Source organism: Collinsella sp. AF08-23, from assembly GCF_003479805.1.
Lineage (GTDB): Bacteria > Actinomycetota > Coriobacteriia > Coriobacteriales > Coriobacteriaceae > Collinsella.
Genome location: NZ_QUHV01000003.1, coordinates 91184 through 118081, shown reverse-complemented (window position 1 = coordinate 118081; position 26898 = coordinate 91184). Strand labels below are relative to the sequence as shown.

At 63.5% G+C, this 26898-nt stretch carries 26 protein-coding genes; 20 read left to right on the top strand and 6 right to left on the bottom strand.

Annotated features, from left to right (window positions below; genetic code table 11):
- Nucleotides 1-150 precede the first annotated feature (150 nt).
- Nucleotides 151-1956, top strand: a complete 1806-nt coding sequence (locus DWV48_RS02805; protein WP_118653251.1) for an ABC transporter ATP-binding protein — start codon at nt 151-153, stop codon at nt 1954-1956.
- A 274-nt stretch (nt 1957-2230) separates the two neighbouring features.
- Here the strand turns inward: DWV48_RS02805 and DWV48_RS02800 are convergent, their stop codons facing one another.
- The 3 genes from DWV48_RS02800 to DWV48_RS02790 all read right to left on the bottom strand — a co-directional run bounded on the left by DWV48_RS02800 (nt 2231) and on the right by DWV48_RS02790 (nt 5250).
- Nucleotides 2231-3106 carry a deoxyribonuclease IV gene (locus tag DWV48_RS02800; RefSeq protein WP_118653249.1) on the bottom strand — a complete coding sequence of 292 codons (876 nt, stop codon included), beginning with the start codon at nt 3104-3106 and terminating at the stop codon, nt 2231-2233.
- 306 nt (nt 3107-3412) lie between these two features.
- Entirely contained in the window at nt 3413-4087 is a 675-nt protein-coding gene (locus DWV48_RS02795) for a pentapeptide repeat-containing protein (protein WP_233546081.1), read from the bottom strand.
- A complete protein-coding gene (locus tag DWV48_RS02790) occupies nt 4084-5250 on the bottom strand; it encodes a Gfo/Idh/MocA family protein (protein WP_118653247.1) in 1167 nt (388 codons plus the stop codon). Before DWV48_RS02790 ends, DWV48_RS02795 begins: the two co-directional genes overlap by 4 nt.
- Before the next feature lie 179 nt (nt 5251-5429).
- Here DWV48_RS02790 and rnhA point away from each other — a divergent pair, with 179 nt between their 5' ends.
- The 4 genes from rnhA to DWV48_RS02770 all read left to right on the top strand — a co-directional run bounded on the left by rnhA (nt 5430) and on the right by DWV48_RS02770 (nt 8047).
- On the top strand, nt 5430-5918 hold the full coding sequence (gene rnhA, locus DWV48_RS02785) for a ribonuclease HI (RefSeq protein WP_199588880.1): 489 nt from the start codon (nt 5430-5432) through the stop codon (nt 5916-5918).
- 77 nt (nt 5919-5995) lie between these two features.
- Complete coding sequence (locus tag DWV48_RS02780; protein WP_118653243.1) at nt 5996-7081, top strand: Gfo/Idh/MocA family protein; 1086 nt, start codon at nt 5996-5998, stop codon at nt 7079-7081.
- A gap of 10 nt (nt 7082-7091) precedes the next feature.
- Nucleotides 7092-7523 carry an acylphosphatase gene (locus DWV48_RS02775; RefSeq protein ID WP_118653241.1) on the top strand — a complete coding sequence of 144 codons (432 nt, stop codon included), beginning with the start codon at nt 7092-7094 and terminating at the stop codon, nt 7521-7523.
- A 104-nt stretch (nt 7524-7627) separates the two neighbouring features.
- The gene (locus tag DWV48_RS02770; protein ID WP_118653239.1) at nt 7628-8047 is read left to right on the top strand and encodes a transcriptional repressor; all 420 of its coding nucleotides are present in this window, start codon (nt 7628-7630) and stop codon (nt 8045-8047) included.
- Between the two features lie 128 nt (nt 8048-8175).
- Here DWV48_RS02770 and DWV48_RS02765 read toward each other — a convergent pair whose 3' ends face one another.
- Together DWV48_RS02765 and rnd are read right to left on the bottom strand one after the other, a co-directional pair.
- Nucleotides 8176-8943: a Cof-type HAD-IIB family hydrolase gene (locus DWV48_RS02765; RefSeq protein ID WP_199588872.1), complete on the bottom strand. Its 768-nt coding sequence runs from the start codon at nt 8941-8943 to the stop codon at nt 8176-8178.
- Between the two features lie 28 nt (nt 8944-8971).
- The gene (rnd, locus tag DWV48_RS02760; RefSeq protein WP_118653235.1) at nt 8972-10105 is read right to left on the bottom strand and encodes a ribonuclease D; all 1134 of its coding nucleotides are present in this window, start codon (nt 10103-10105) and stop codon (nt 8972-8974) included.
- Between the two features lie 93 nt (nt 10106-10198).
- Between rnd and DWV48_RS02755 the strand changes: the two genes are divergently transcribed.
- From DWV48_RS02755 to DWV48_RS02735, 5 genes are all read left to right on the top strand, one after another.
- Nucleotides 10199-11110, top strand: a complete 912-nt coding sequence (locus tag DWV48_RS02755; protein WP_118653233.1) for a diacylglycerol kinase family protein — start codon at nt 10199-10201, stop codon at nt 11108-11110.
- 470 nt (nt 11111-11580) lie between these two features.
- Nucleotides 11581-12156 carry a hypothetical protein gene (locus DWV48_RS02750; RefSeq protein WP_118653231.1) on the top strand — a complete coding sequence of 192 codons (576 nt, stop codon included), beginning with the start codon at nt 11581-11583 and terminating at the stop codon, nt 12154-12156.
- Between the two features lie 106 nt (nt 12157-12262).
- On the top strand, nt 12263-14026 hold the full coding sequence (locus DWV48_RS02745; RefSeq protein WP_118653229.1) for an ABC transporter ATP-binding protein: 1764 nt from the start codon (nt 12263-12265) through the stop codon (nt 14024-14026).
- Nucleotides 14019-14765 (top strand): energy-coupling factor transporter transmembrane protein EcfT, encoded by a 747-nt coding sequence (locus DWV48_RS02740; RefSeq protein WP_118653227.1) that lies wholly within the window; start codon nt 14019-14021, stop codon nt 14763-14765. The genes DWV48_RS02745 and DWV48_RS02740 overlap by 8 nt, the downstream gene beginning before the upstream one ends.
- A gap of 79 nt (nt 14766-14844) precedes the next feature.
- Entirely contained in the window at nt 14845-15804 is a 960-nt protein-coding gene (locus tag DWV48_RS02735) for an RsmB/NOP family class I SAM-dependent RNA methyltransferase (protein WP_118653225.1), read from the top strand.
- Nucleotides 15805-15830: 26 nt separating this feature from the next.
- Here DWV48_RS02735 and DWV48_RS09140 read toward each other — a convergent pair whose 3' ends face one another.
- Nucleotides 15831-15986 (bottom strand): hypothetical protein, encoded by a 156-nt coding sequence (locus DWV48_RS09140; RefSeq protein WP_158574802.1) that lies wholly within the window; start codon nt 15984-15986, stop codon nt 15831-15833.
- Between the two features lie 206 nt (nt 15987-16192).
- Between DWV48_RS09140 and DWV48_RS02730 the strand changes: the two genes are divergently transcribed.
- From DWV48_RS02730 to DWV48_RS02685, 10 genes are all read left to right on the top strand, one after another.
- Nucleotides 16193-17281: a hypothetical protein gene (locus tag DWV48_RS02730; RefSeq protein ID WP_118653223.1), complete on the top strand. Its 1089-nt coding sequence runs from the start codon at nt 16193-16195 to the stop codon at nt 17279-17281.
- A gap of 191 nt (nt 17282-17472) precedes the next feature.
- A complete protein-coding gene (locus DWV48_RS02725) occupies nt 17473-17928 on the top strand; it encodes a YhcH/YjgK/YiaL family protein (RefSeq protein WP_118653221.1) in 456 nt (151 codons plus the stop codon).
- Between the two features lie 61 nt (nt 17929-17989).
- The gene (locus DWV48_RS02720; RefSeq protein WP_118653219.1) at nt 17990-18382 is read left to right on the top strand and encodes a GtrA family protein; all 393 of its coding nucleotides are present in this window, start codon (nt 17990-17992) and stop codon (nt 18380-18382) included.
- A 264-nt stretch (nt 18383-18646) separates the two neighbouring features.
- Nucleotides 18647-19015 carry a GtrA family protein gene (locus DWV48_RS02715; protein ID WP_199588870.1) on the top strand — a complete coding sequence of 123 codons (369 nt, stop codon included), beginning with the start codon at nt 18647-18649 and terminating at the stop codon, nt 19013-19015.
- Nucleotides 19016-19208: 193 nt separating this feature from the next.
- Nucleotides 19209-20291 carry a hypothetical protein gene (locus tag DWV48_RS02710; RefSeq protein ID WP_118653215.1) on the top strand — a complete coding sequence of 361 codons (1083 nt, stop codon included), beginning with the start codon at nt 19209-19211 and terminating at the stop codon, nt 20289-20291.
- A gap of 228 nt (nt 20292-20519) precedes the next feature.
- Complete coding sequence (locus DWV48_RS02705) at nt 20520-21911, top strand: aminopeptidase (RefSeq protein ID WP_118653213.1); 1392 nt, start codon at nt 20520-20522, stop codon at nt 21909-21911.
- A 165-nt stretch (nt 21912-22076) separates the two neighbouring features.
- Nucleotides 22077-23213, top strand: a complete 1137-nt coding sequence (locus DWV48_RS02700) for a glycosyltransferase (RefSeq protein ID WP_158574801.1) — start codon at nt 22077-22079, stop codon at nt 23211-23213.
- Nucleotides 23214-23222: 9 nt separating this feature from the next.
- On the top strand, nt 23223-24341 hold the full coding sequence (locus tag DWV48_RS02695) for a glycosyltransferase (protein ID WP_118653209.1): 1119 nt from the start codon (nt 23223-23225) through the stop codon (nt 24339-24341).
- Nucleotides 24342-24466: 125 nt separating this feature from the next.
- Nucleotides 24467-25408, top strand: coding sequence for a hypothetical protein (locus DWV48_RS02690; protein ID WP_118653207.1), 942 nt, complete (start codon nt 24467-24469; stop codon nt 25406-25408).
- A 39-nt stretch (nt 25409-25447) separates the two neighbouring features.
- Nucleotides 25448-26728: a hypothetical protein gene (locus tag DWV48_RS02685; RefSeq protein WP_118653205.1), complete on the top strand. Its 1281-nt coding sequence runs from the start codon at nt 25448-25450 to the stop codon at nt 26726-26728.
- The last annotated feature ends 170 nt before the right edge of the window (nt 26729-26898 follow it).

The window sequence follows — 26898 nt, the reverse complement described above, 5'->3', positions numbered from 1 at the left end:
GCGGAACAGCAATCAGGCAAGGGCCGGCGGCGGAGAACTTGACCTGAACCCGACTTCAAGGGATAACCTTTTGCAGACACATCACGCCGGGAACCGCGCATGCGGGACCCCGCGCGCCGTATGGCAGTCCGCACACGCAAGGAGTCCCCCATGTCCCAACGCAACGTCACCAAGCTCGAAAAGCCCGCAGTCAAACGCACACTGCGGCGCTTTTGGGAGGTCACCCGCATGAAGCCGGGCGCCGCGGCGCTCGCCGTGTTCACCTCCGTCGCCTACGTGGCGCTCCTCATCTTCGTGAACACCTGGGTGATGGGCCTCATCGTGGACCGCGTGCAGGCCTCACCCGTCGCGCCCGACCAGGTTTGGGAGGTCTTCGGGCCCTATATCCTGGCGCTGCTGCTGGTGAACTTCGTAGGCCAGGTCTGTTCCAAGCTGCAGGACTACGCCGTCTACAAGCTGCAGATCAACGGCAATTACCATCTGGCACGCCTGTGCTTCGACACGCTCTCCAACCAGTCCATGACCTTCCACACCAGCCGATTCGGCGGCGCGCTCGTGAGCCAGACGAGCAAGTTCATGAGCGGCTATACCCAGATGGTCGACGTGGTGGTCTACTCGCTCATCCCCACCATCGCCAGCACCGTCTGCACCTTCATCGCGCTCGCCCCGGCCGTGCCCGCCTACGCCGCGGCGCTCGCCGTGATGCTCGTCATCTACGTGATCGTGGCCACGCGCATGTACCAGCGGATCCTGCCGCTATCCGCCGCCACCGCCAAGGCGCAGAACCGCCTCTCCGGCGTGCTCTCAGACGCGGTGACCAACATCCTCGCCGTCAAGACCTGCGGCCGCGAGGACTTCGAGAAGGAGCTTTTCGACGAGGCGGACCTCGCGGCCATGCAGGCCGAGAGCCGCTCCATGCGCGCCACCATGCAGCGCGGGTTCACCACAAGCGGCATCATCACCGTGATCATGCTCATCGTGTCCATCTTCGTGGCGGGCGGCAACGCCTGGTTCGGCATCTCGGGCGGCATGCTCGTCATGATGTTCTCCTACACCTACCAGCTGTCCATGCGCTTCAACTACATCAACTCGATGATGCAGCGCATGAACCGCGCCATCGGCGACGCGAGCGAGATGGCGCGCATCCTGGACGAGCCGCGCCTGGTGGAGGACGCGCCGGGCGCCCCGGACCTCGCGGTGCGCGAGGGTGCCATCGACTTTGAGCACCTCGGCTTCTCCTATACGGACGCCGCCGAGGGGGACCGCGTGTTCACCGACCTCAACCTGCATATCCCGGCGGGACAGCGCGTGGGCCTGGTGGGCCGCTCCGGCTCGGGCAAGACGACCCTCACCAAGCTGTTGCTGCGCCTGTCCGACGTGCAGGATGGCCACGTGTACGTGGACGGCCAGGACATCTCAGCCTGCACCCAGCAGAGCCTGCGCCGCCAGATTGCCTACGTGCCGCAGGAGGCGCTGCTGTTCCACCGTTCCATCCGCGAGAACATCGCGTACGGGCGCCCCGACGCGAGCGAGGAAGAGATCCGTCGCGCCGCCGAGCTGGCGAACGCACTGGAGTTCATCGACCGCCTGCCCGCGGGCCTCGACACCCTTGTGGGCGAACGCGGCGTGAAGCTCTCCGGCGGCCAACGCCAGCGCGTCGCCATCGCGCGCGCCATCCTCACCGACGCGCCGATCCTCGTGCTCGACGAGGCCACGAGCGCGCTTGACTCCGAGAGCGAGGCGCTCGTGCAGGACGCGCTCGAGAACCTCATGCGCGGGCGCACCTCCATCGTGGTGGCGCACCGCCTGTCCACCGTGGCGGCACTCGACCGCATCGTGGTGCTCGCCGACGGCGAGATCGTCGAGGACGGCACGCACGCCGAGCTCGCGGCGGCCGGCGGCGAGTACGCGGCCCTGTGGAACCGCCAGACCGGCGCGTTTTTGGACGGGGAATAAACCGGGCGAAGTTGTGGCGGGGCAAGCCGGGCCGAGGACGGACGTGCGAGGTTACGAGGAGGCATATCCTGCCGGAATGCAACTCACCAAGCTGCGACGAGCCCCCGCTCGAGGATGCGAGAGCTTTTTCGTACTCATTTTGGGATTAGTCAAATATACGCGATCGAAGACTGACTGCGACCTGCAGTTTTGTTAGACCAAGTTCCCACACTACTTCATCCTTTTTAAAAACGATACGAAAAACCTCAACTTCTCAGCGCAGGGGCGCCTGGCGTTACCCCGTCAGCCCGCGCAGGTAGGCGATCTCGCCGGCATAGCCCGCCAGATCGTCGTGCGGGGTCTCCAGGATGAACGGCAGGTCACGCAGGACAGGGTGGGTCACGATGGCGCGTAGCACGTGCTCCCCGCCACCGAGCTCGGGATTGCCCAGGTACCCCGCACCGATGACCTCGTGCCGGTCCTTGTGCGCACCGCACGGATTTTTGGAGTCGTTGATATGCACTGCCTGCAGGCGCTCGGCGCCCACCACGCGGTCGAACTCCTCCAGCACGCCATCGAGGTCGTGCACGATATCGTACCCGCCATCGGAGATGTGGCAGGTGTCCAGGCAAACGCCGATCATGCCGGCGCCCGCAAGCTCGGGGCGACGGGCCCCCACGCCCTCGATGATGCGCGCGAGCTCCTCGAAGGTGCGCCCCACCTCGGTGCCCTTGCCCGCCATGGTCTCGAGCAGCACGCACGTGCGCTGCCCCCCGAACATCACCTGACACAGCGCGTCGACGATGAGCTCAATGCCCGCGTCGACCCCCTGCCCCACGTGCGCCCCAGGATGGAAGTTGTAGAGCTGGCCCGGGAGTGCCTCCATGCGCTGCAGATCCTCGGCCATGGCCTCGAGCGCGAACTCGCGCGCACGCTCCTTGGCAGAGCACGGGTTGTACGTGTAAGGTGCATGCGCCACCAGGCGGCCGAAACCATCCTTCTCTAAGATGCGCCGCAGTCCCGCGACGTCATCGAGGTCGAGCGCCTTCACGCTGCCGCCACGCGGGTTGCGCGTGAAGAACGCGAACGTGTTCGCGCCGATGGAACGGGCGGCCTCGCCCATGGCGGTATAGCCCTTAGTGGTTGAAAGATGGCAACCTATGGTTAGCATTGGTGTCCTTTCGATATCGAGGGGTCCCCTATTATCCCTGATTGGGGTGGGCCGTGTCGCATCTCCGCAATCGACGCAGCGGCGCATCGGCACGGCGGGTGGCCTGCCCCACGGCGCAGCAGCCAGTGCGTCGGCACGGCAGGCAACCAGCCCTTAGCGCAGCGGCCCGCGCGTCGGCACAGCAGGCAGCCAGCCCCTCAGTGCAGCGGCCCGAACGTCGGAACGGCAGGCAACCAGCCCCTCAGCGCAGTGGTCCGCAGGTCGGCACGGCAAGCAGTCCGCATGCCACTCGACGCAGCGGCCCGACTACTCCTCGGCGATCCGCACGCCGAGGAGTAACGCGATGTCCATCGCCTGCTCCGCACTCACTTGCGCCCCGCGCAGCTCGCGATAGTCGCTCGAGAGCACAGGGGCGCTAAACGCGCACGTCGACACATCGATGCCGCAAAGCGGCGTTCCAAACACGTCGAGCCTCGTGAGGTCGGTCTTATCCAAGCGCACGTGCTTGAGCTTCGCGCGCTGTATCGCCGCCTCACGAAGCTTGCAGTCGTGCACCGTCAGATGGTCGATGGACGCCTCGGAGAGATTAGCGTAGGAGAGGTCCGAGGCGCGCACGCTCACCTGCGCGAGCCGCGCCTGGAGGAGGCTCAACCCCAGCGCGGAGCAATCTCGCAGGTCAACGCGGTTGAGCCATGCCTTGTCCATGGTGCAGCCAATGAGGCGGCAGCCCTCGAAGCGGACGTCGCGAAACGTGCAGTCGCGAAAATCGACCTGTTCGAAAAGGCAATCGCGAAACACCATGTGCTCGAACGTCGCGTCGTCGGCGCACTCGTAGGCGAGCTCCACATCCTCGACGAGCGCACGGGAGGCGTAACCGTCACCCTCAGAGAACACCGCGATGAGCTCATCGCTTCCCATGCGCTCGGACATGGTGCCCACGGCGGCGTATCCCGATGGGGCCTGCTCCGCGCGGGCGCTCATCGCCCGCTCCCCTCGACGGAGCGCTCCGAAGCCTGCTCAAACGCACCGTCGACAACGTCCCGCTCGGGCGCGCCGTCGACAACACGCTGCCCGACCGGTGGCCAAGACGCACGGATCGCGTCGATAGTCCGCGCGATTCGCACCGTCGACGCAAGCGGCATGACCGAGCTCTCATGTGCCCCCGCACGCATCAAGCCACAAAAATGGGCGATCTCGCCATAAAAGTCGTCCACCACAGCGGGAGCCTCGACGAGCTCAGGCGACACATTGCCGCATGCGGCGGATTCACCCGCGTCCGCATCACGGATGCCCATACGCTCCCCGTCAACGTCAACGAACTTCCTCACGACGTACGACACCGGGCGATGCAGCACCGGGACCTCGATCTCGCCGCGCTCGCAGCAAATCCGGCAGACCACCTCGAACTCGTCCGCATCGCCCGCGAAATCGAAGTGCACGGGCACCCCGCCGATACGCAGGCGCGCATCATCGGCGATGTCGATGCACCCTCCCTCCGCCGCGGGCATCCACCGCGTGCGGCAGGAGTCGACCTCGACCTCTCCTGCAAGGAGGTCCTCCGCCCAGCCCACGCCATAGCAGCCCAAGTCGTATAACGTGCCACCCTGCACCGGATCGAGCAGATAGCGGCCAGTCTGATCGCCGTAGTTCACGCGATGGACGATGTCGATGGATGCGATGGCGCCGAGGTCTCCACGAGCGAGCAGCGCATCGACCTGCTCGCGCGCGGGCATGAAACGGGGCTTCATCGCCTCCATGAACAGCGATCCCGTCTCGTGGGCCACCTCCGCAACGTGCGCCGCCTCTCGCTCGCTGAGCACGGCCGGCTTCTCGCACAGCACGGCCTTGCCGGCGCGCAGGAGCCGAACCGTCCACTCCTCATGCATGCCGTGGGGCAGCGCGAGGTAGACCGCATCCACGTCCGGATCCTCCACGAGGCGAAGGTGCGCGGACGCCCCGTTATCCTCGGCACTCGCATAGCGCTTTGCCGCATCAACGTGAAACTCCCCGGCAAAAGCGTCGAGCCGCTCGGCGCGACGCCCCGAGATCGCAACCAGCCGCGCGCCCTCGACATGCGCGAGCGCTCGCGCGAACCTGCCGGCAATGCCGCCCGCGCCCATGATGCCCCAACGAATCTGTCCCACGTCCGCCTCCGTTCACGCGAATCATTCCCCGCAATCATACCCTCCCGCCCGGTCGCGCACTGCGTCAACGCGAGCACGGGAATCGGCAGGGATCCGCATGACCCGCAGGCGCCAAACGAATCGTCGCAACCGTCCCGCCTCGCCCCTATAATGAAGGCTCACAAATCGAAAGGAACCATGTGAAGGTCATCGTCTACACCGACGGCTCGTCGCGCGGCAATCCGGGACCGGGCGGCTATGGCGCCGTGCTGCGCTACACCGCACCCTCAGGCAAACTGCACACGCTCGAGCTCTCCCGCGGCTACGACCGCACCACCAACAACCGCATGGAGCTGTTGGGCGTCATCAGCGCGCTGGAGGCCCTCAATCGCCCCTGCGAAGTCGAGGTCCACTCCGATTCGCAGTATGTCTGCAACGCCTTCAACCAGCATTGGGTCGAGGGATGGATCCGCCGCGGATGGAAGACCTCACAGAAAAAGCCAGTCAAGAACGTCGACCTTTGGAAGCGCCTGCTCGCCGCCAAGGAACCCCACAGCGTGTCGTTCCATTGGGTAAAGGGACATGCAGGCCACGAGTTCAACGAGCGCTGCGACGAGCTCGCCACGAAGGCCGCCGACGGCGCGAATCGCGCAGTCGACACGGGTTTCGTCGAGGGCGAATCGGAGTAAGCCCGACCGACGAGCGAGAAGCCCTTGTAGTTTGTCTACAATAAACGCATCGAAAACCGCCGCGGAAAGGACCTGTCATGATCCGCCTTGCCACCATCGGGACCAGCTCCATTACCGAGAACTTGCTTATGGCACTCGCTCAGGTCGATGGCGTCGAGTTCGTGGGCACGCTCTCACGCGATGCCGAGCGCGCCGCCGCCTTCACAGCAAAGCACCGCGGAACCTGCCCCTTTACCTCACTCGATGAGTTGGCCGCAAGCGACGAGGTCGATGCGGTCTACATTGGCAGCCCCAACGCGCTGCACCACCACCAGGCACTCGCCTGCATCGCGGGCGGCAAGCATGTCCTGGTCGAGAAGCCCTTCTGCGCCAACGAACGCCAAGTCCGCGAGGTCCTCGAGGCGGCCGGACGCGCGGGAGTCGTGGCGCTTGAGGCCATGCGGCCCCTGCACGATCCCGCCTTCCATGCCCTCAAGAACGCCCTGGACGAGCTCGGCACCATCCGCCGCGCAACCCTGCGCTTTGGCAAATACTCCTCGCGCTACGACGAGGTGCTTGCCGGTCGACGCACAAATATCTTCGATTGCTCAATGGCGTCCGGTTCGCTCATGGACATCGGCATCTACACCGTCGAGCCGCTTATCGAGCTGTTCGGCGCTCCAATCTCCGCCTGCGCCGCCGCATCCCTACTTGACGAGCAAACCCGCGCCCGCACCGGCGGCCCCATCGACGGTGCGGGCGTCATCGTGGCGAGCTATCCGAACATGATCGCCACGCTGCATCACTCGAAGATCACCAACGACTGCTCACCCAGCCAAATTGAGGGCGAGCTCGGCACCCTTGTCATCGAGGGTATCTCCGCGCCCGAACGCGCATATCTGGAGATGCGCGTGATAAAGGCCGCGGCAGACACCGTCGGATACTCGAGTGCGCAGACCTCCACGCGCGAGATCGAGCTGCCGCATGCGGACAACACCATGATCTACGAACTCGCCGACTTCATCGAGGCAGTCGGTGCCACGCAGGCGGGAACTCCCTTGGCCGAGGCTCCCTGTGGTCCCTTTGGGATGCTCGCGCATTTCCATGAGGTGACGCTCGCATCCCTCGCGCTTATGGATGAGGCACGGCGCACGATGGGTGTGGCGTTCCCCGCAGACGAGTAAGGAGGCGGCAATGGGGCTCTTTGAAAAGATGATGGGACATGCACGGGAGTTTTCCCGGGCGACGGGCCCTTCGGACACCGACGTGAAAAGCGCCGGACGCTTGAGCCCATGCGAGGATGGCCTTCGCGAGGAACTCGGGCGGCGTGCCGAAGCATGCACCACCGTACTTCGCTTTGCGCTGCTGTTCAGCGGCGACGTGCAGGGCGTGGGGTTTCGCTGGACCAACCAGAGCCTCGCGCAAGAGCGGCATCTAGTGGGATGGGTCAAGAACCTGCCCGACGGCACCGTGCAAATGGAAATCCAGGGAGCTCCGCGCGCCCTGGTCGCCCATCTCGAGCGCATCCATGCCTACTATGCGCGTTTTGGCAATCGAATATGGCTCGAAGACGCCAATGAGCTGCCTACCATTCCCCACAACAATGCCTTTGACGTGCTCTATTAAGTATCACAACTTCACCATCATTTTAAAGCGTCCGGCACGAGCACTTGTCTTGCAACCTTCCTTCTGTTGAAATGTTATGAGTTTAGTAACGGAAGGGAGGCCCCATGGACTCACAGCCACGCTCACAACGACCGACGCTGCGACGCAACACGCGCCAGCGCCAATTGGTTCTCGACGCCGTGCGCGCACGGTGCGATCACCCCACCGCCGAAGACATCTTTCTCGATGTTCGCACCATCGATGAGCGCGTGAGTCGGGGCACCGTCTATCGCAACCTCAATCTCCTTGCCGAGACAGGCGTCATCGCCACCGTGAAGGCTCCGGGCGCCATGCGCTTTGACCGCCGCTGCGACAGCCACGGTCATGTCGTCTGTCGATCCTGCGGTGTCGTCGCGGACGCGCCTCTTGCCTACGACGCCTCCCTCGATGCGGCCGCGTCGCAGGCAACGGGGTTCGCCATCGACTCGCACATCATGGTGTTCGAGGGCCTGTGCCCGCACTGCGCCGCCCCGGTATCCGAGTAAAGCGAAAAATTGAACTGACTTGAGTTGCCGCTCTTTTCCATCAACTGGCCTTTTGCCGAGCTGAGCGCGACTCGAGACATCGAAGTACGTTCAATATTCCGACCCGCGCATCTACACCCACAATCGACCTAGACGAGCCTCAGCTCGGCGCAGGCGTTCCAAATGCCATCGTCATCGACGTCCGTCGTGATGTGGCTCGCGCGCTCCTTCACGATATCCCAGGCGTTGCCCATCGCGACGCTCGTTCCCACCACGTCGAACATCGACAGGTCGTTCTCGCCGTCGCCGAACGCCACTGCCTCCTCCGGCGCAATATCGTAACGTTCCAGCGTGGCGCGCACGCCGTAGTCCTTGCCGCCTTCGGCGGGGATGACGTCGCAGAACAGCTTGTTCCAACGCGTCGCCACCACGTGCTCGGTCTTCGAGAGGAACACATCCTCGACCTCGGGACCGCCGAACACGTTGAACTGATACACCGGCAACTCGAACGCCATGTCAAGGGACCCCAGTTCGTACTCGAGGCCAACCTGACGCCCAAGCTCCTCAACGAGCGGCCCGCGATGGTTGACGAATGAACGGACGCCCTGCATCACATACAGGTCGTACAAGCCCTCGCGCGCCTGCTCGACGAGCACGCGCACGTCCCCATCATCGATGTGCGCGTCGCGATACGTTCCCTCGGCATCAAAGCACAGCTGGCCGTTCATGGTCACATACGCATCGAACCTGCCCTTGAGCTCATCTTGCATCTCGGACATGGAACGTCCGCTCGCAATGATGACCTTTATGCCCCGCTCGCGCATGCGTTCAATCGCCCGCCAGGTGCTCTCGGCGACCCTATGCGTCTTGAACCCTACGAGCGTTCCATCGATATCGAAAAACGCGGCCTTGATCACGCCCGCTCCCCTCACCTTCACATGAGTCTTACAGAATCTCGAGCGCCCCGTCCTTGACGGTGAGCCCGATATCGCCCCGCAGCAAGTCATCGATGAGCGTGCCCACGAGCTCGAAGCGCCACCCCTCGCGCAAGGGGCTGCGCTGCGGATGGTCGATATAGTCGAGCAGGCCGTCACGCGAGATGATGAGCGAGGTCGCGACGCCCGAGCGGTCCGAAACCAAGCGGATGAGCGCGTACATGAGGTCGATGACGCTCTCGAGCTCGGGCGCGGGCGTGCGGTGCGTGCGACCGATGGACGGGAGGTTCTCCACAGGACAGCGCCGTCCCCGGCCAATCGCGTCGAGGGCGACCTCGACATCGCGTACACTGAGCTGCTCGGTACCGCGAACGGCGCGGAAGTCCTCGACGGTCTTGGGAGCGCGCTTGCACAGGGCGAGAAGGACCTCATCGGACATAATCCACTTGCGGGGAATGTCCCGCGTCTCGGCGCGCTGCTCGCGCCACGCGGCGAGCTCGCGGGCAACCGCCAGTTGACGGCGCGTGCAGGAGTTGACGCGCTTGACGCGCTTGAAGGCTGAACGCGGGTCGCTGCGGTAATGCGCGGGATCCGCCAGGGGCCTGATCTCGTCGTGCACCCATGCGGTGCGGCCCAGCGAATGAAGCTTGGACTCGATCACGCGATACGCGTCGATGAGGTAGCGCACATCGTCGATGGCGTATTCGACCTGTTGGGGCGTGAGCGGGCGGCGCGACCAATCGGTGAGCGACTCGGTTTTGGGAAGCGAGACATCGCAAAACGAATGCACGAGATTGTGGTACGAGCATTGCGCGCGCTCGCCGAGGAACCCGGCGGCGACCTGTGTGTCGAAGATCGGCGTCGGGCATACGCCGAGCGCGTGGTTGAGCACTTCCATGTCTTGCGAGCAAGCATGGAAGACCTTGAGCGTATCGACGTCGACCATGAGATCGGCGAGGGGGGCCAAGTCCTCGATGGCGAGCGGGTCGATGACCGCGCATTCCTCGGGCGTGGCGACCTGCACCAGGCAGAGCTTGGCGTGGTACGTGCGCTCACGCAGGAACTCGGTATCGATCGCCACCGCGGCGAACCCGCGGGAGCGTCCGCAAAACGCGGCCAATTCCTCATATGTGGAGATGTACATCTGCGTCCCAAGTTGGAGATTACCCGTACGCGACACGGGTAGGATTACGTCATTCTCTAACTATACCCGCACTCGTGAGAACAGGGAACTCCCATGCGTTGCCTCATCATCCACAACCCCGCGTCCGGCCCGCGATCGGACGAGATCTTCGACTTCGCACGAGCGCTTGCGCAGGGCGGCGACGAGGTCACGATGCGCTTCATCGGCGACGGCATGGAGCCCGCAGACGCTTCCGCGGATGTCCGCTCGTTCGACCGCGTGGTCGTATCGGGCGGCGATGGCACCGTCTCCAACGTGCTTGACCATCTACGCGACACGCACGTGCCCATCTTGATCTTCCCCTCGGGCACCGCAAACCTCTACTTCAACAACATCGGCAACGCACCCGAGCCCGCGGCGCTCGCACAGGCCTGCCGTGCGGGCAGAACCAAACGCGTGGACATGGGCGAGCTGTTCTGGGAGGACGCCGAGGGCGGCGTACAGCGACACGGCTTCATCATCATCGCGGGCACGGGATTCGACGCCGATATCATGCACAAGGCAGACGCCACCAAGTCCGAGATGGGCGAGATCGCCTACTTCCTCTCTGCCCTCGCCACGCCCGCTCCCACCGTCGCCCACTTCACCATCGAGCACGACGGTGAGGTCGATGAGCTCGACGGCATCGGCTGTATGGTCGGCAACACCGCCCTCATCCAAAACGAGATCAACCTATTCCCCGACTGCCGCATGGACGATGGCCTCATAGACATCGCCGTCATTCAGCCCGCCAAGACCGTCGAGCTGCTACCCACGCTGATCGCCGGCGTGCTCGACCCCACCGGCAAGGGACTCGGCCGTCCGCAATTCACGCTTTTCCAGGCAAAGGAGGCACGCATCACCTGCACCCCCTCGCTCGGCATGGAGTTCGACGGCGAGCTCATCCACAACAACACGGGCGTGTTCGGCGCGCGCGTGCTACCCCAATGCCTCGATCTCATCGTGGACGACTTCGCTAAGTTGTAGCAAGAGTTCGCCGGGGACCGCCGCGGGCCGATGACGTCCGCCGCGAGTTCCGCACAAGCCGAAGGGCCCAGTGGGCCCTTCGTGCGAGCAGGACTGCCCGAGCGCCGGATGTCATCGGCCCGCGGCGGTCCCCGGCGAACGGCCCGTAACGGACACGAAACAGTTCCGCTCTCCATGTTGCGCTGGCACTCCACTGTGCTATAGTGCCAACCATACTCAGCACCTCAAGGAACCGAAAGGAGCCATCACCATGAAGAAGAACATCGCCCTCTCCCTCAACAACTGGTGGTGGCATGACGCGTCTTCGGCCGGTCAACGGTGAGTCCTCACACGCTTATGCCATAGAAGGTATACGGGGCCTCCGGTTTGACCGGGGGCCTTTTTCGTGCCCCTTCGTGTCATGCACCCTCAGTACTCGAACATCCACTTCATCGACGATTACCGCCATCTCACTCAGCAAGGAGAACATCATGTCCCAGAACACTCAGCCCACCGGTTCCGCCCGCACCGTCAACGCCGTCGACCGCGGCGGCCTCGACATCAAGAGCCTTGTGCTCCTCGCCGTCTTGCTTGCCGCCGGCTTCATCCTCAACTTCACCGTCGGCAAGGCCATATCCGCGGTGTCCGGTGGCGCCATCGCCCCCGAATTCATCATCTCCGCCTTCTGCCTCACAATCCTCATCGTCCGTCCGAACCTCCTGCAGGCGCTCGTCATCGGCCTCATCTCCGCCGCGGTGATCCAGGTCACCACCACCTCCCCCGGCATTGACTTCGTCGCCGAGGGCGTCGCCGCCGTCGTCATGGCCCTCATTGTGAACGCCGGTATGAGTACCGGTGCCAAGGCGATCATCCCCACCGTCGGCACGTTCGTCACCACCTTCCTTTCCGGCTTCATCTTCATGGTCATCAAGATGGCCATGATGGGCTTCGCCACCGAGCTCGCCGCCGTCATGATGCCCGTCATCGCCCTCACCGCGGTGTTCAACGCCATCCTTGTCGGAGCCCTCTGCCTCCCCGTGAGGAAGGCACTCGGCCTGAACGACTAGTCCTACTCGCGATATGATGTCGAAGGCTCGTCCTCGCGGCGGGCCTTCGGTCGTTTTCGCACCGCATCGACCATCCACCCACCTCCCCACGCGCAGAAGGGATCTCATGGCCGCGATCATCGAGTTACGCGAGGTGTCGTTCGCCTACGGGCAAACAGAATCACTCGCGCTCAAAGACCTGAACCTTACCATCGAAGAAGGCGGGTTCGTGGGCGTCATCGGACCCTCCGGCGCCGGCAAGTCGACGCTCGCGAGCGTGCTGTCCGGAGCAATCCCCCATCACTATACGGGGCGTTTGTACGGGGAAACTCGCGTCGCCGGGCTCGATACCTGCGAGGCGTCCCTCACCGACATCGCGACGATTGTGGGCTCCGTGCTCCAAGACATCGACGCCCAGATGGTCGCCTCGGTCGTTGAGGACGAGATCCTGTTCGGTCTCGAGAACTTCGACGTGCCCCGCGACCAGATCGAACAGCGCCTCACGGACGCACTGAGCGCGGTTGGCATCGCCGAACTGCGTGAACGAGAGATTGCCTCACTTTCTGGTGGGCAAAAACAGAAGGTCGCCATCGCCGCGATTCTGGCGCTCGCCCCGCGCGTCCTCGTCCTCGATGAGCCCACCGCCGCCCTCGACCCCATCAGCTCCCGAGCGGTTTTCGACGTGCTGCGGGAGGCCCAGCGCCTCACCGGTGTCACCGTGGTCGTCATCGAGCAGATGGTCGCGCTGCTTGCGGAGTACTGCGATCGCATCATCGTGCTCGACAACGGCTCCGTCGCCCTCGACGGCACACCGCACGACGTGTTCGGCCACTCGGACGAGCTGCGCGCGATCGGCGTCGACAGCCCGCGAACCGCCCGCATCTCCAACAGCCTCGCATCGCTCGGCCTCGTCGAAGTCGAGCGCCCCGCACTTACCGTCGACGAGGCGCAGGCACTCGTCATGCAGGCGCTGGACGGACGCACCGCGCCCACCAGCGACATGCGCACTCGATCGTACGCGCCTCACGACGCTCGGGAGACGGGTGCGTGCGCATCACGCGGAACGGCCCCCATCGTCGAGCTCGAGGGCGTCAGCTTTTCCTATGGCGCGGGCTGCGCCTCCGTCGACGACATCGACCTCACGGTGCGCCCCGGTGAGATCTTGGGGGTCGTGGGGCAAAACGGGGCCGGCAAGACGACGCTCACTAAGCTGCTGAACGGCCTGCTCAAGCCCGTCTCGGGTAGCGTCCGAATCGCCGGACTCGACACACGTTCGACCCCCGTGAGCACGCTTGCCACCCATGTGGCGACGCTCTTCCAAAATCCCGATCGGCAGCTATGCCGCAACACCGTGCTCGAAGAAGTCTCCTTCGGCCTTGAGCTGCACGGCGTCGACACCACCACGGCGCGCGAGCGCGCGGACGCCGTGATCGAGCGGTTCGGCCTCCCCGCCCAATCCGCGCCTTTCTCCCTATCGCGCGGGCAGCGACAAATGGTCGCCCTCGCCGGCGTCGTTGTGCTCGATCCCGAACTCATCATCCTCGATGAGCCCACGAGCGGCCTCGATTACCGCGAGTGCATGACGGTCATGGAAACGGTTCGGAAGCGCGCCCATATGGGCGCAGCGGTCATCATGATCTGCCACGACATGGAGGTCGTGAGCGACTTCGCGACGCGCATCGCCATCATGGCGCAGGGACGCATCCTCGACTGCGGGCCCACACACCGCCTGTTCACCCAATCGGACCTGCTCGAACAGGCGAGCATCACGCCGCCACAGGTAATCGACCTCTCCGAACGCCTCGCGGACATCGTCGACCCATCGTTCGCGGGCATCACCGAGGTCTCCGATCTCGTCGCGCGCGTAAAGGAGTTGAAGCACCGTGCTTAACGTCATTGATTACGTCCCTGGCGCGAGCCTGCTGCATCGCATGAACCCGGTAAGTAAACTTGCCCTCGCCGCGTCCATCATCCTCGCGACGTTCCTCTCCCAAAGCTGGGCGATGCTCGTGGGCCTCCTCATGCTGACCCTCGCCCTCGGCGCATACGCCGGCGTCATCACCCGCCTGGTGTCCCTGCTCAAGGTGCTTACGCCCATCGCGCTGCTCATGCTCATCTTGCAACTCGCCTTCGTGCGCGGAGGCGATCAGGTGCTACTCTTCGCAACGACCGAGGGACTCGCGACCGGAGGGCGGGCATGCCTGCGCCTCGTTGGCGTCGCGCTGCCGCTCGTGCTCGTCCTCACCGTGACCAAGCTCACCGATCTCGCCAACGCATGCGTCGAGGTGCTGCACGTCCCCTACAAGTACGCGTTCACCTTCACGACCGCGCTTAGGTTCGTCCCCATCTTCACGCAGGAGATGAACGCCATCATGGAAGCGCAGACGGCACGCGGCGTGGAATTCGACACCAGGAACCCCTTCAAGAAAATGTCGCTCATGCTTCCCGTCTGCATTCCTCTGCTCGTAACCTCCGTGGGCAAGACCGACGCGACCGCCCTTGCGGCGGAGCAGCGCGGATTCTACCTCCGCACGCGCGAAAGCTCCTACAAGCGGTACCCGTTGCGAGCCGCCGACGCCATGGCCTTTGTCTTTTGCGCCGCGATTATCGCCCTCGGGTTCATCTTCTAAAGCCGTCCATCTCAACGTATGATGGTGTCTGCCACCACCCCGTTCGCGCGCGATGCGCGCCGTATGGCAGGAGACCCCTATGGAACTGATTGACCTCCTCGATGAGCAGACCCGCGCCCGCGTTCTGACGGGCTTCGACGAGGCCCGCGAACGCCCCGTCACACTGCGCGCCAATACGCTCAAGTCCTCGATCGGCGAGGTCTGTACCGTGCTTGAGGCGAGTGGCTTCACATACAGACGAGTGCCCTGGTATGCCGACGCGCTCGTTTTGGACGATGTGCGCGAGCGCGACATTTGGGACCTCGACATCTATCGAGACGGGCATGTGTACCTGCAGAGCCTCTCATCCATGCTGCCGCCGCTGCTGATGGGGCCTCGTCCCGGCACCGACGTCCTTGACATGTGCGCCGCGCCGGGCGGTAAAACCGCACAGATCGCCGCACTTACGGGCAACGCCGCGCACCTCACCGCCTGTGAGATGAGCAGCCCACGCGCCGACAAGCTCGTGCACAACCTCGAAAAACTCGGAGCCGCGAACGTGAACGTCATGAGAACGGACGCGCGGCGCCTCGATGAGTTCTTCAGTTTCGACCAAATCCTGCTCGACGCCCCGTGCACGGGCACGGGCACGCTTCGGGCAGGCGATGAACGCGCCGAGAAGCGCATGACGCGCCAGCTGCTCGCCAAAGTCGTCAAATCCCAGCGGGCGCTCCTCGACCGTGCGCTCACCATCCTCAAGCCCGACGGTACGCTCGTCTACTCCACATGCTCGATTCTCGCGGAGGAAAACGACGAACAGGTGCGCGGCGCCCTCAAACGTCATCGGGATTGCGAAGTCGTGCCCATCTTATTCGAGAAGCCCTCCTCGGATGCCCAGGACGGGCCGCGCCCCATCGTGCTCGACCAGGCGACGCACGGGCCTTGCGCCTTGCCCGTGCTTCCGCACTCGAACGCACTGCCCGGAACGCTGACCATCGCGCCGAGCCGGCTGTTCGAGGGCTTTTACGTCGCCGTCATACGAAAAAAGCCTCGCAGGTAACCGCGAGGCGTAGTCGTCCGTGTCGCTCAGGAGCGCTTAGAGCGCAATTCGTCCATGAGCTGGTCGTCGCGACGGCGTTCACCACGGTCTTTGAGCATGGTGAAAACCAAGTAGACGAGCGCCACGACGGCGATGGCGCCGATGACCATGAGAACGGGCACCAAGATATCGAGAACAGTCATGTCGGGCACCGTTCCTTTCCATTTTGCCGTCGGTCACGCTGACGATACCGCATTCGGTTCAGCATAGCAGATTGGCGAGAAACACCCGCAAGACAACCGAATCCGCAAAGGAATGGAGACGCGATGTATGCACGTCGAGGCGTTTTGGCCCCTCGCGTGCGGGTACAATTGTGCATCGTATATCCTTCTCTCCTGAGGGAGCTCTCATGACTGAAACAAAACCGGGCGCCGACGCCCCCCGTATCGCACCGGACCCCCGGCCCGATGCCGTCATGCCCACGGTGCCCGCGATCGAACGCGAAGAGCGCGCTGAGGATCTGGAGCCGGGGGACGCCGTCGATGGACCCATCGCGGTCAGTGCCGAGGTTCCCGAGACCATCGAGGCGACTATCGACTTCTCCGAGGTCGAGTTGGCAGACGAGTTCTCCGAGCCCGAACTTGCCGTGACACCGGGTGGCCTCCTGCCCATGGAGCCCTCCCCCATCGAGGGCCGTCTGCGCAAGGCCCCGCTGCGCGTGCCCGACGAGCTCGAGGAGTGCGGCGGCTTCACCTTGTTCGGGCGTCGCATCAAATCACTGCTCTATACCACGGACGTCGCGGTCATCCGCAACTCCAATGCCGACGCCATCTTCGCGGTGTACCCCTTCACCGCGCAGCCGGCCATCACGCAGGCGCTGCTCACCGCCTCCGAGGCACCCGTGTTCGTGGGCGTGGGCGGCGGCACCACCACCGGCAAGCGCGCCGTGCAGCTGGCCGCGGTCTCCGAGATGCAGGGCGCGGCCGGCGTGGTGGTCAACTCCCCCGCACCGCCCGAGATGATCGAGCAGATCTGCGCCATCATCGACATCCCCGTCATAGCCACCGTCGTGCGCTGTGACGCCATCGCGCACGCCAAGGTCAAGGCGGGCGCGAAGATCCTGAACGTCGCCGCCGGCAAAGACACGCCCGCCGTCTTGCGCGAGCTGCGCGAGGCGTACCCGAACCTGCCCCTCATCGCCTCCGGCGGACGCTCGTCCCTGTCGGTTCGCGAGACGGTGCAGGCGGGTGCCAACGCCGTCATCTGGACGCCACCCTCGGCACAACAGCTGCAGGCCGATATGATGCGCCGGTACCGCGAGGCGGAAGTCAAGCCCGAAGTCCCCGTTATGGACCCCGTCGCTGCCGCCGACGTCAACCCGCTCGAGAGCGCGCGAGCCGACGTCCCCATCCCCGACGAGCTCATCGCCAAGGCAACCACGAGCGGACGCAAGCGCCCGAGACCGCTGCCGCTGTTCTTTAAGGGTAAGCGCCGGTAATACCCCCCCCACAGCCGCCCAGAGGGAATCGCCAGGGACACCCGGAGGTACCCGGACCCCCAGTAGAACCGCTCCGCGGCCGTGAACCAAGTCGCTCGACTCACGCGTCGGGAGTGGTCCCTTTGTCTACCCCGTGCCGCAGCCTACCCGATGCACCATTGTCCCATCGTCAACTTGCGAAAGGATCCACCATGCTCGTCACGCCTCTCTCATCCATCACCGACAACGATTACCTTTCCGAACGTTTCCGCAAGGCATATGCCTTCCTCGCGCGTCCCGACCTCTGCGACCTCCCCCTGGGCCGCAACGGGATTGACGGCGATGAGGTGTACGCCAACGTGCTCGAATACGACACGGTCCCCGCAGCCGAGAAAGAGCTCGAGGCGCATCACGACTACTATGATGTCCAGTACATGGCAAGCGGCGAGGAGATGCTCCAGTACGCGACCGCAGACGGTCTCGCGACCGTTCAGGCATATGACGCGGTGGACGATTACTGCCTGCTCAAAACACCGGAACCCGTCACGTCAATCGCGCTGCACGCGGGAGAGCTGGCCATCTTTGCTCCCGAAGACGCCCATAAACCCGGTTGCACCCTCATCGAGCCCACACATGTCCGCAAGATCGTCGTGAAGGTCCGCGCGTAACCGTCGACCCCACCGGCGCATCTCTCCGAGCGGACCCCATCATCCCCAAGCCAGGAGCCGCATGAAAACCCTTCTTACGCAACTCGCCAAATTCGGCGTCGTCGGCGTTATCGCAACCGTGATCGACTTCGGCGTGATGAACCTGCTGCATTACGGCCTGCAACTCGACATCCTCATCGCCAACACCGCGGGCTTCGTCATCTCGCTCATCTTCAACTATCTCGCGAGCATGAAGTTCGTGTTCGAGCATCGCGAGGGCATGAGCAGGCGCCGCGAGTTCGTCATCTTCGTCGTCTTGTCCGTCGTGGGCCTGCTGCTCAACGACGGCATCGTGGTCGCTCTCAACAAGGGCCTGGCGCTCGAGGCGAACCTCGCAAAGATCGCCGCAACAGCCCTTGTCATGATGTACAACTTCATCACGCGCAAAATCTTCCTTGACGGTACCCAAGCTTAAAATCACGTCCCCCCTCCGTCCCGTTTGCCTGAGCCGTACCGAAAGGCCAATCGCCCCATAACGCCATCCACCGACCAAACCACATCGCCCACCGACCCATGCAATCGGTGGGCGCATTCGTATGCTTATTGTGCAAAGCCTTACAATCCGCTTACCGAAGACGTATAGTTTCCCGCGCTCACCGTACTCATGGTGCTTTAACCGTCGCTCTCAGGAAGTGATGTTTTGCGCGCAGCCTTCGCACATCCGCAGACCCGCCAATTCATGAAGTTCGCCGTCGTGGGGTTCGCCTCTCTAGCGGTGGAGTACCTGTTCCTCGGCTACTTCCTCAACATCTTGGAAATGGGCTACCTCCTGGCGACGACCCTCTCGTTCGCCATCTCGATCGTGGTGAACTACATCTTGTCCATGAAATTCGTGTTCTCCCACAAGGAGGACATGAGCCGAAAGCGTGAGTTCACGATCTTCGCGATCCTCTCAGCCATCGGCCTGGGCCTCAATGACCTGTACATGTTCATCGGCGTCGGCCTGCTCAACATGGGAACCATGGCGATGAAGCTCATCTCGACCTTCTTCGTCACCTGGTACAACTACTTCAGCCGCCGCAAGTTCCTCGACGGCGGACGCGGCTAAAACCTGGCGTGAACCCTCACCTTAAAGGTGAACTTGAAACTCCAAAGTTGCTCCATATTTCATCATTGCCGCAGGTAGCTGAAGCCTCAACCTTCAACTTGAACCTTAAACATTCTCTAACGTTCAAGTTGAACTCGAACCTAGTGCTACTATGCTTTTTGTCAAATGGTAAGCAGACAAGACGAGGAAGCACATGGACGCAACTCCTAGCCTGCACGCCACGTGGCGCACCAGCCGCACCCGCCGCCTCATCACCGGCGCCGGCATCACGGCTGCGCTCGCCGCAAGCGTGCTCCTCCCCGTCCCGGCAAGAGCAATCACCACCGAAACCGCAGCCACGCTCACCGAGACCCAAAAGAAAGTCGAAGAGACCGCAGCAGCTTTCGACGAGGCTAACAAGAACCTCGAAGAGCTGCAGGCGAAGATCACCGACAACGAGGCGCGTATCGCCGAGCTCGAGGAAAAACTCCCCGACGCCCAAGCGAAGGCGAGTCGCGCCATGCGCGAGATGTACAAGCACAGCAAGGGCTCCAATCCGCTGATGAGTTTTGTCCTCAACACGCAGAGCCTTGATGAATTCATCTCCGGCATGAAGTACCTGGATCAGGTCAAGGACGCCAACATCGAGGCCCTGCAGGAGCTCAACGACATGCAGGCAGAGCTTGAGGCAGAGAAGACCAAGCTGAGCACTGCCAAGGCCCAAGCTGAGACCGAGAAGCAGTCCGCCGAAGAGGCCCTCTCCGAGGCGCAGAGCCTGCGCGAGGCTGCACAGGCGAAGGCGGACGCCGAGGCTGCCGCCGAGCTCGCCGCGCTCCAGCAGGCCGCCGCAGAGGCCGCTCAAAACGAAGCCGGTTCCAACACGACTCCCGGAAATGTCACGACCCCCGACAACGGTGCCGTGAGCTGGGACACCGATCAGGCGTCCTTCATTGCAGAGTGGGCCCCCCGCATCGACGCGTATCTTGCCGGATCGCCGCTCGAAGGCCAGGGAACGACGTTTGCCAACGCCGCGTGGAAGTATGGCGTCGACCCGCGCTTCTCCCCTGCCATCTCCAACACGGAAAGCTCCAAGGGGCGTCACTGCTTCCTTCCCTACAACGCTTGGGGTTGGGGCAGCTCCAGCTGGGGCAGCTGGGAGGAGGCCATTGATGCGCATGTCGCCGGCCTCGCCCGTGGGTACGGCTACACGATCAGCGTCGCGGGTGCCAAGAAGTACTGCCCGCCCAATTGGTTCAACTGGTACAACAACACGCTTTCCGAGATGAACCGCATCTAGCGAACGACTCGACGAACTTCAACGTTCCCACATCTTTCAATGCATCGCTGCAGAGCGTGTAAGCCCACGGGCGGAACCCAATCGGTTCCGCCCGTGTTTTTGCCTTTATCACGCACCCGCCAACCGCTGCTTCAAATGCGCACCGCTGAACGCGCGCAACGCCGCTTGCCCGTTCCCTCCGTGCTACCATAACTGAGGATATATCTGGACGATCGAAAGGAGCTCTTCATGGAGCGACCGAACGCTTGGAAGAAATATGATGATGCGGCCCTCGCCGAGCTCGAGGACCTCTGCGGCAAGTACCGCGCCTTCATCAGCGAGAACAAGACCGAGCGCGAGTGCGTGACCGCCTCCATCCAGCTCGCCGAGGCTGCAGGTTACGTCGACCTCGCCGCCTGCGTCGCCGAGGGCCGCGAGCTCAAGGCTGGGGACAAGGTCTACGCCGTCAGTCACAACAAAACGCTCATGCTCGTCAACTTGGGCACCCGTCCCATGGAGCAGGGCTTGAACATCCTCGGTGCCCACATCGACTCCCCGCGCCTGGACCTCAAGCAGAACCCCCTGTACGAGGCCGGCGACATGGCCTACCTCGACACGCACTACTACGGCGGCGTCAAGGCCTACCACTGGGTCGCCACGCCGCTGGCGCTTCACGGCGTCATCTGCAAGAAGGACGGCATGACCGTCGAGATCGCCGTGGGCGAGGACGCCGACGACCCCGTGTTCTGTATCTCCGACCTGCTCATCCACCTCGCGAGCGAGCAGATGGAGAAGCCCGCGGGCAAGGCGGTCGACCACGAGAACCTCGATGTCATCGTGGGCGGCCGCCCCGTGGTGATCGAGGGCGACGAGGAGGCCAAGGAGCCCGTCAAGCAGATGTTCCTCGACATCATCAAGGAGAAGTACGACATCGACGAGGAGGACTTCCTCTCCGCCGAGATCGAGGTCGTTCCCGCCGGTCCCGCCCGCGAGATGGGCTTCGACCGTTCGATGATCCTCGGCCACGGCCAGGACGACCGCGTGTGCGCCTACACGTCCCTTGCTGCCCAGCTCGACGTGCCCCAGGTCGAAACCACGAGCGTCACCCTGCTCGTTGACAAGGAGGAGATCGGGAGCGTGGGCGCTTCCGGTATGACCAGCCGCTTCTTCGAGAACGCCATCGCCGAGATCATGGCGCTCGCCGGCGAGGACGGACCGTTGGCCCTGCGCCGCGCGCTCGCGAACTCCCGCATGCTCAGCTCCGACGTCTCCGCGGGCTTCGACCACCTCTACGCCGACCGCTTCGAGAAGAAGAACGCCGCCATCATGGGCCACGGCCTGTGCTTCAACAAGTACACCGGAAGCCGCGGCAAGGGTGGCTCCAACGATGCGGACGCCGAGTACTTCGCCCTCATCCGCGACATCATGGACGAGGCGGGCGTCGACTACCAGACCTGCGAGCTCGGGCGCATCGGTGCCGGCGGCGGCGGCACGATCGCCTACATCCTCGCCGAGTACGGTATGGACGTCATCGACTCCGGCGTTGCCGTCCTGTCCATGCACGCCCTGTGGGAGGCCACCAACAAGGCCGACATCTTCGAGGCCTACAAGGGCTACAAGGCGTTCATCACGCGCGCGTAGACCCCATAACCTCCACCCTCTTCGCCGCGGGCCGGGCTTTCTCCGACCCGCGGCTTTTTCGTCCGCGTCCATGCGCAGGCCGACCGCGCGCTTTGGGAAGTCGGCCTCCTTGCGGTAGGATATAAGGCGTTCATGCCCCTACGCGTTAAAGGACGGCACACCCTCGTGAGCAGCGCACAAGGCACTACAGGCCACTTGGTATCGGTTGCGGTGCCGGTGTACAACGTGGAGCACTACCTCGCACAGTGCCTCGATTCCATACGCTCTTCGCTCGGAAAGCAGCTGCAAGTCGTCATCGTCAACGATGGCTCCACCGATGGGAGCCTCGCCATTGCCGAGGCCTTCGCGCAACGCGCCGAAAGCGATCCGCACCTGCCCGATGTCTCCATCGTGACCAAGCCCAATGGCGGGTACGGCGCTGCAGTCAACAGGGGCTTCGATGAGTCCGATGGCATGTACGTCGGCATCGTCGAGCCCGACGACTACCTTGCCGGAGACCTCTTCGGCGAGCTCTACGCCATTGCCGAGGCGAGCGATATGCCCGACATCGTCAAATCAACCTATAAGCGCGTCTGGATGCCCGATACCCCGCAGCAGCGCATATGGGGCTCCCTGCTGCGTCACCGCGGCGTGCGCACCTGGAGGCGGGGCTGCACCAACCTGGGAGAATCTCCCCTGCTTGTCCGCTGGCACCCTTCGGTGTGGTCGGCGATCTACCGTCGTGACTTCCTCACATCAACGGGCACGCGATTCATCGAGGCGCCGGGCGCGGGATGGGTGGACAACCCCTTCGTAATGCGAGCCATGTGCCAGGCGGACCGCATAGCGTTCACCGACGATGCGTGGTATTGCTATCGCGAGGATCGGCCGGGGTCGAGCAGCGTCACCAAGGCGCCCACCCTCTCGCTCACACGCTGGCTGCAAATGGCGGAGGAGGTCGCTCAGAGCCGCTGGGCGACGGACGAAGGTGTCCTCACCTCACTTGCGAGCATCGGTTTTCGCTACGCGTCGCATCTGTGGAATACTCCCGAGGCGCGCGATCCCGAGGTTACCAAGCTCCTCGAGTGCGTGCTCGGCGCCATACCCCTCGACATCGCGCTCTCACTCGACGATGTGTCGCCAGCGGCAAAGCAACGCTATCTCGATGCCACACATCAAAACGGAGACATTGGCAAAGCGATGACGTATCGCATGGCCATGATCCGCGAACTCTTGTATTCCTGGCGGGAGAACGGCATGTTCTTCGCCTGCGAGCGCGCCGGCCTCCATCGTCATCCAGCCAAGACCCAGCACATCTCCTAAGGAGCATCCGTGACCGCCGATTCATCCCCCGCCATCGCCACGAACGAGGCGAATCCCCTGGTATCTGTCATCATTCCCGCCTACAACGTCGAGGCGTACGTCGAGGCGGCCGTTCGCTCCGTCCTGGACCAGACCCTCACAGACATTGAGGTCATCGTCGTTGACGACGGATCGCACGACGAAACGGGGGCGATTCTCGATCGCATGGCCCTGCAGGACCCGCGCCTCACCGCCCTCCATGTCCCAAACGGCGGGGCCCCTACGGCGCGCAACCTCGCGATCGACCGGGCGCGCGGACGCTACCTCGTTTTCGTGGACGCCGACGACGAGTGCGCCCCCACCATGCTCGAGCACCTTGCCTCCATCATGGAGCGAGATCACTGCGATCTCGCGGTCTGCGGCTTCGAAATCGTCACTACCACGGGATACGGCAATGGCGATGACTCCGGTGACGATACCTATGTTGAGGTCAAGCAGGTTCCGGATGCGACTTATGCAACGGCGGAGGATTTCCATCGCGCCTCGCCCGCGCTGTTCGACAACAACATGTTCTATCCACCGTGGAATAAGATGTTCCTCGCCAGCCGCCTCAATGAGCTCGGCATCCGCTATCGCGACGTTTTTTGGGACGACTTCCCCTTTGTGCTTGATTACATCAGGGATGTCCAGAGCGTCAGCATGACGAGCGAGCCCCTGTACCGCTTCTTCCGTCGCCGCGCCGACTCGGAAACCGCCCGTTACCGCGACGGCGTGTTCGAGAAGCGCGAGACGGAAAACGACTGGATGCGTGAGCTGTACCGCCACTGGAACATGGAGGACGACGCAAACGCCGACGAGATGGTGAGCCGTCGGTACATCGAGCGTCTCGTCGGCTGCGTGGCCAACGAATGCTCCCCAAAGAACCCCAAGTCGTTCTCCCAAAAACGCGCGAAGGTCAAAGAGATGCTGAGCTCGCCGGCGGTGCGCCCCTCCCTTAGGGCGGCTCGACCCCGTAGTGCGAAGATGCGTGTCATGCTCATCCCCTATCGCATGAACAGCGCGACGCTCTGCCTGCTATCCGGCATGTTCATCGAATGGGTCCGCGGGACGGCGCCCACGCTGTTTGCCAAGCTCAAGGCCAACCGCTAGTCACATTCGACAACCTTCACAGGGTTTCCTCGTCTGTTAGGACTTTGCGTTGCTTTGCGCGACGGGGTGGTATTGCGCGCGCATGGGTACGAGAATCTCGTGAGCGATCACGAGAGGTGTACCCTATGACTTCAAACGATACAGAACAGACCACCCGCAGTCCGTATAGCGCGTACCTGGGCTCACCCGACACGCACATCGGGGCGACGCAGCCCATCGCGCTGCGCAAGGGGCTCCTCGACGGCATCTCTGTCGCGCAAATCATCGCCGCGGCGGCGGCCGCCGTGACCTCCATGCTCCTCTCATCAAAAATCGGCATCGCGGGGTCCGTCATCGGCGCAGCCGTGAGTTCCGTGGTGACCGTCGTGTGCTCCCAGCTCTATCGCAACGCACTCGACACGAGTGCGCGAAAGCTCAAGGCAAAACAAGCGATGCGAGCCTACCAAGCGCAAGAGCGCGTCCTCGATACGCTCGACGCCTACGGGACCAGCGCCGCCTCGTCAACGACGAACATGAGCCCCGAAGCGGCGCACGAAGACACCCGCACCCCGCATATCCGCATCGCGCCTACCAAGCTGCAGGCAAGGGCAGCCGCAGAGCGAAGCGCGTCCAAGCGAAAGGTGACCTTTGCATCAATTCTCATTGCCGTTCTGGCCGTCGTGATCAGCGCAGGCGCCGTCATGCTCGCCACCGCGGGAGAGGGCCTGGGCACGAAGACGCCATCCGTGTTCGGTGCCTCAACGTCCACCGATCAGCCGCCGACAAATCCCGCGGATGAAGTTGCCCCGACGACGCCTTCGACGTCAGCCCCGCAAGCAACGCAAGACGGCAACGACACGACAAATGGCAGCGCCACGTCCAGCACCGATGCCACATCGGGATCGGGCTCCACGTCGGGCACGGGAAGCACAGGCACTGGCGATTCGTCGAACTCCAATACAAACTCCGGTGGCTCAACGAGCTCGGACTCCAGTGACGGCAACACAGACGGGTCCTCATCTGATAGCTCAAATGGAGCAGGGACGCAGTCAACCGATAACGGCACCGAGGTGAACGCCGGCGCATGATGCTACCATGGTGAGCGCAATCGATTGAAAGAGGCCACCATGGCACGAGCGAAATCCTCCGCAAACCTAACTGCGAACAACCTTATATACCTGTATCGCCTTCTGTCCCAAGAACTCGGGTGTGGGAGGCAGACGTTTCTCCCCGCCGTGGAGGAGGCCCTCGCATCCGATCAGATGACCGCTGATGACTTGGGATTTGATTCGACGCGCGACTTACTCGAAGCGCTTGAGGTGTTCGTCAAGTTGACCATTTTCAAGGGTGGCAGAATCTACGCGACCATCATTGCCCAGCCCACATGGGACGAGGCGCTCGCCGCATTTGAGGCGACGGATGGCAAAAAGACTGCGGGAGAATCTTCCGGCAAACCGTGGAAACGCAAGAAGGCCGACAAGACGCTCAAGCCGGTGCGCCCCAAACGCGCAAAGCGCCCGGAGCCCGAACCGAAGCCCGTGCCCGCACAGGAGCCGGAGCTCGAGTGCGAATCGGCGCAGGCGGATGGCGAGCTGCCATCCGGTCTTCAGCCTGAACCCGCTTCAGCACCGGAGAGCGTTGCCGCTCCCGGACGCACCGCGCCGTCTTTCCATGACACGTCAAGCGGCTCGAGCGCGCCATCCGACTCCGGTGCGCCATCCGACGCTATCGAGCCGTCCAGCGCACCCGATGCGGACACAGAGCCTGAACAGCCAGCAGCCCGGGAGGCGGCAGCGCCGGGTGTCGACGATACGTCCCCCGATGGCCCAAGGCCCGCGATATCGCTCACCGTGGTCTACGACCCCTACAACGGGATTGACCGCGAGACGACCATCCAGTCACACCCCATCGCGCCCGCACCTTCCCCGGTGCGCACTGAGACGCCCGAAAGCACCGTTCCCGCACCTGCCGAGGACCCTGCGCAATTCGAGGCGTTGCCCGATGTCGTCGAAGCTCCGACGCAGCTGCCGTCCTCCTCTTCCGCACAATCAAGCGTCGCCGCCCCAGCAGAGCCCGAGATAGTGCTTGAGGCGACTCCGGAGACGAGAAATCCCGCGCCCTCGCCTGAGGTCCTCGCAAGCTACCCCACCAACCTCTCCAGCGAGGTGTATTTTCCCAGCGAACGCATCGCGGACCTTTGCGAGTTGCTCCCCTACGGCACCGATGTCTTCACACTTCTCGCAGAGGACTATGCCCGCGCCCGCACGCTCGAACTCATAACGGGCACGCGAGCCCGAGTCGTCTTCCCCTTGCGCGTTCAACATGCGAACAGCATCGAACCCATCGAGGTCACGCTCAAAAAACGCTCGGGCCCTGGCTTGCAGTGGGAGCTATTCGTCGTCAAGTAGGCCAAGCAACGCAGAGACGCGCATGCACCCCCTCCGAAAAATCGGGGGGTGCCAGGAGACGGTACGGCGACACGACCCCGCTCCCAACGCACTGCGGGCAGAATGTCGAAAAAAACGCGATTGAAACGCGTCAATTTCGACATTCTGCCCGCTTTGTCAAAAGATCGCCG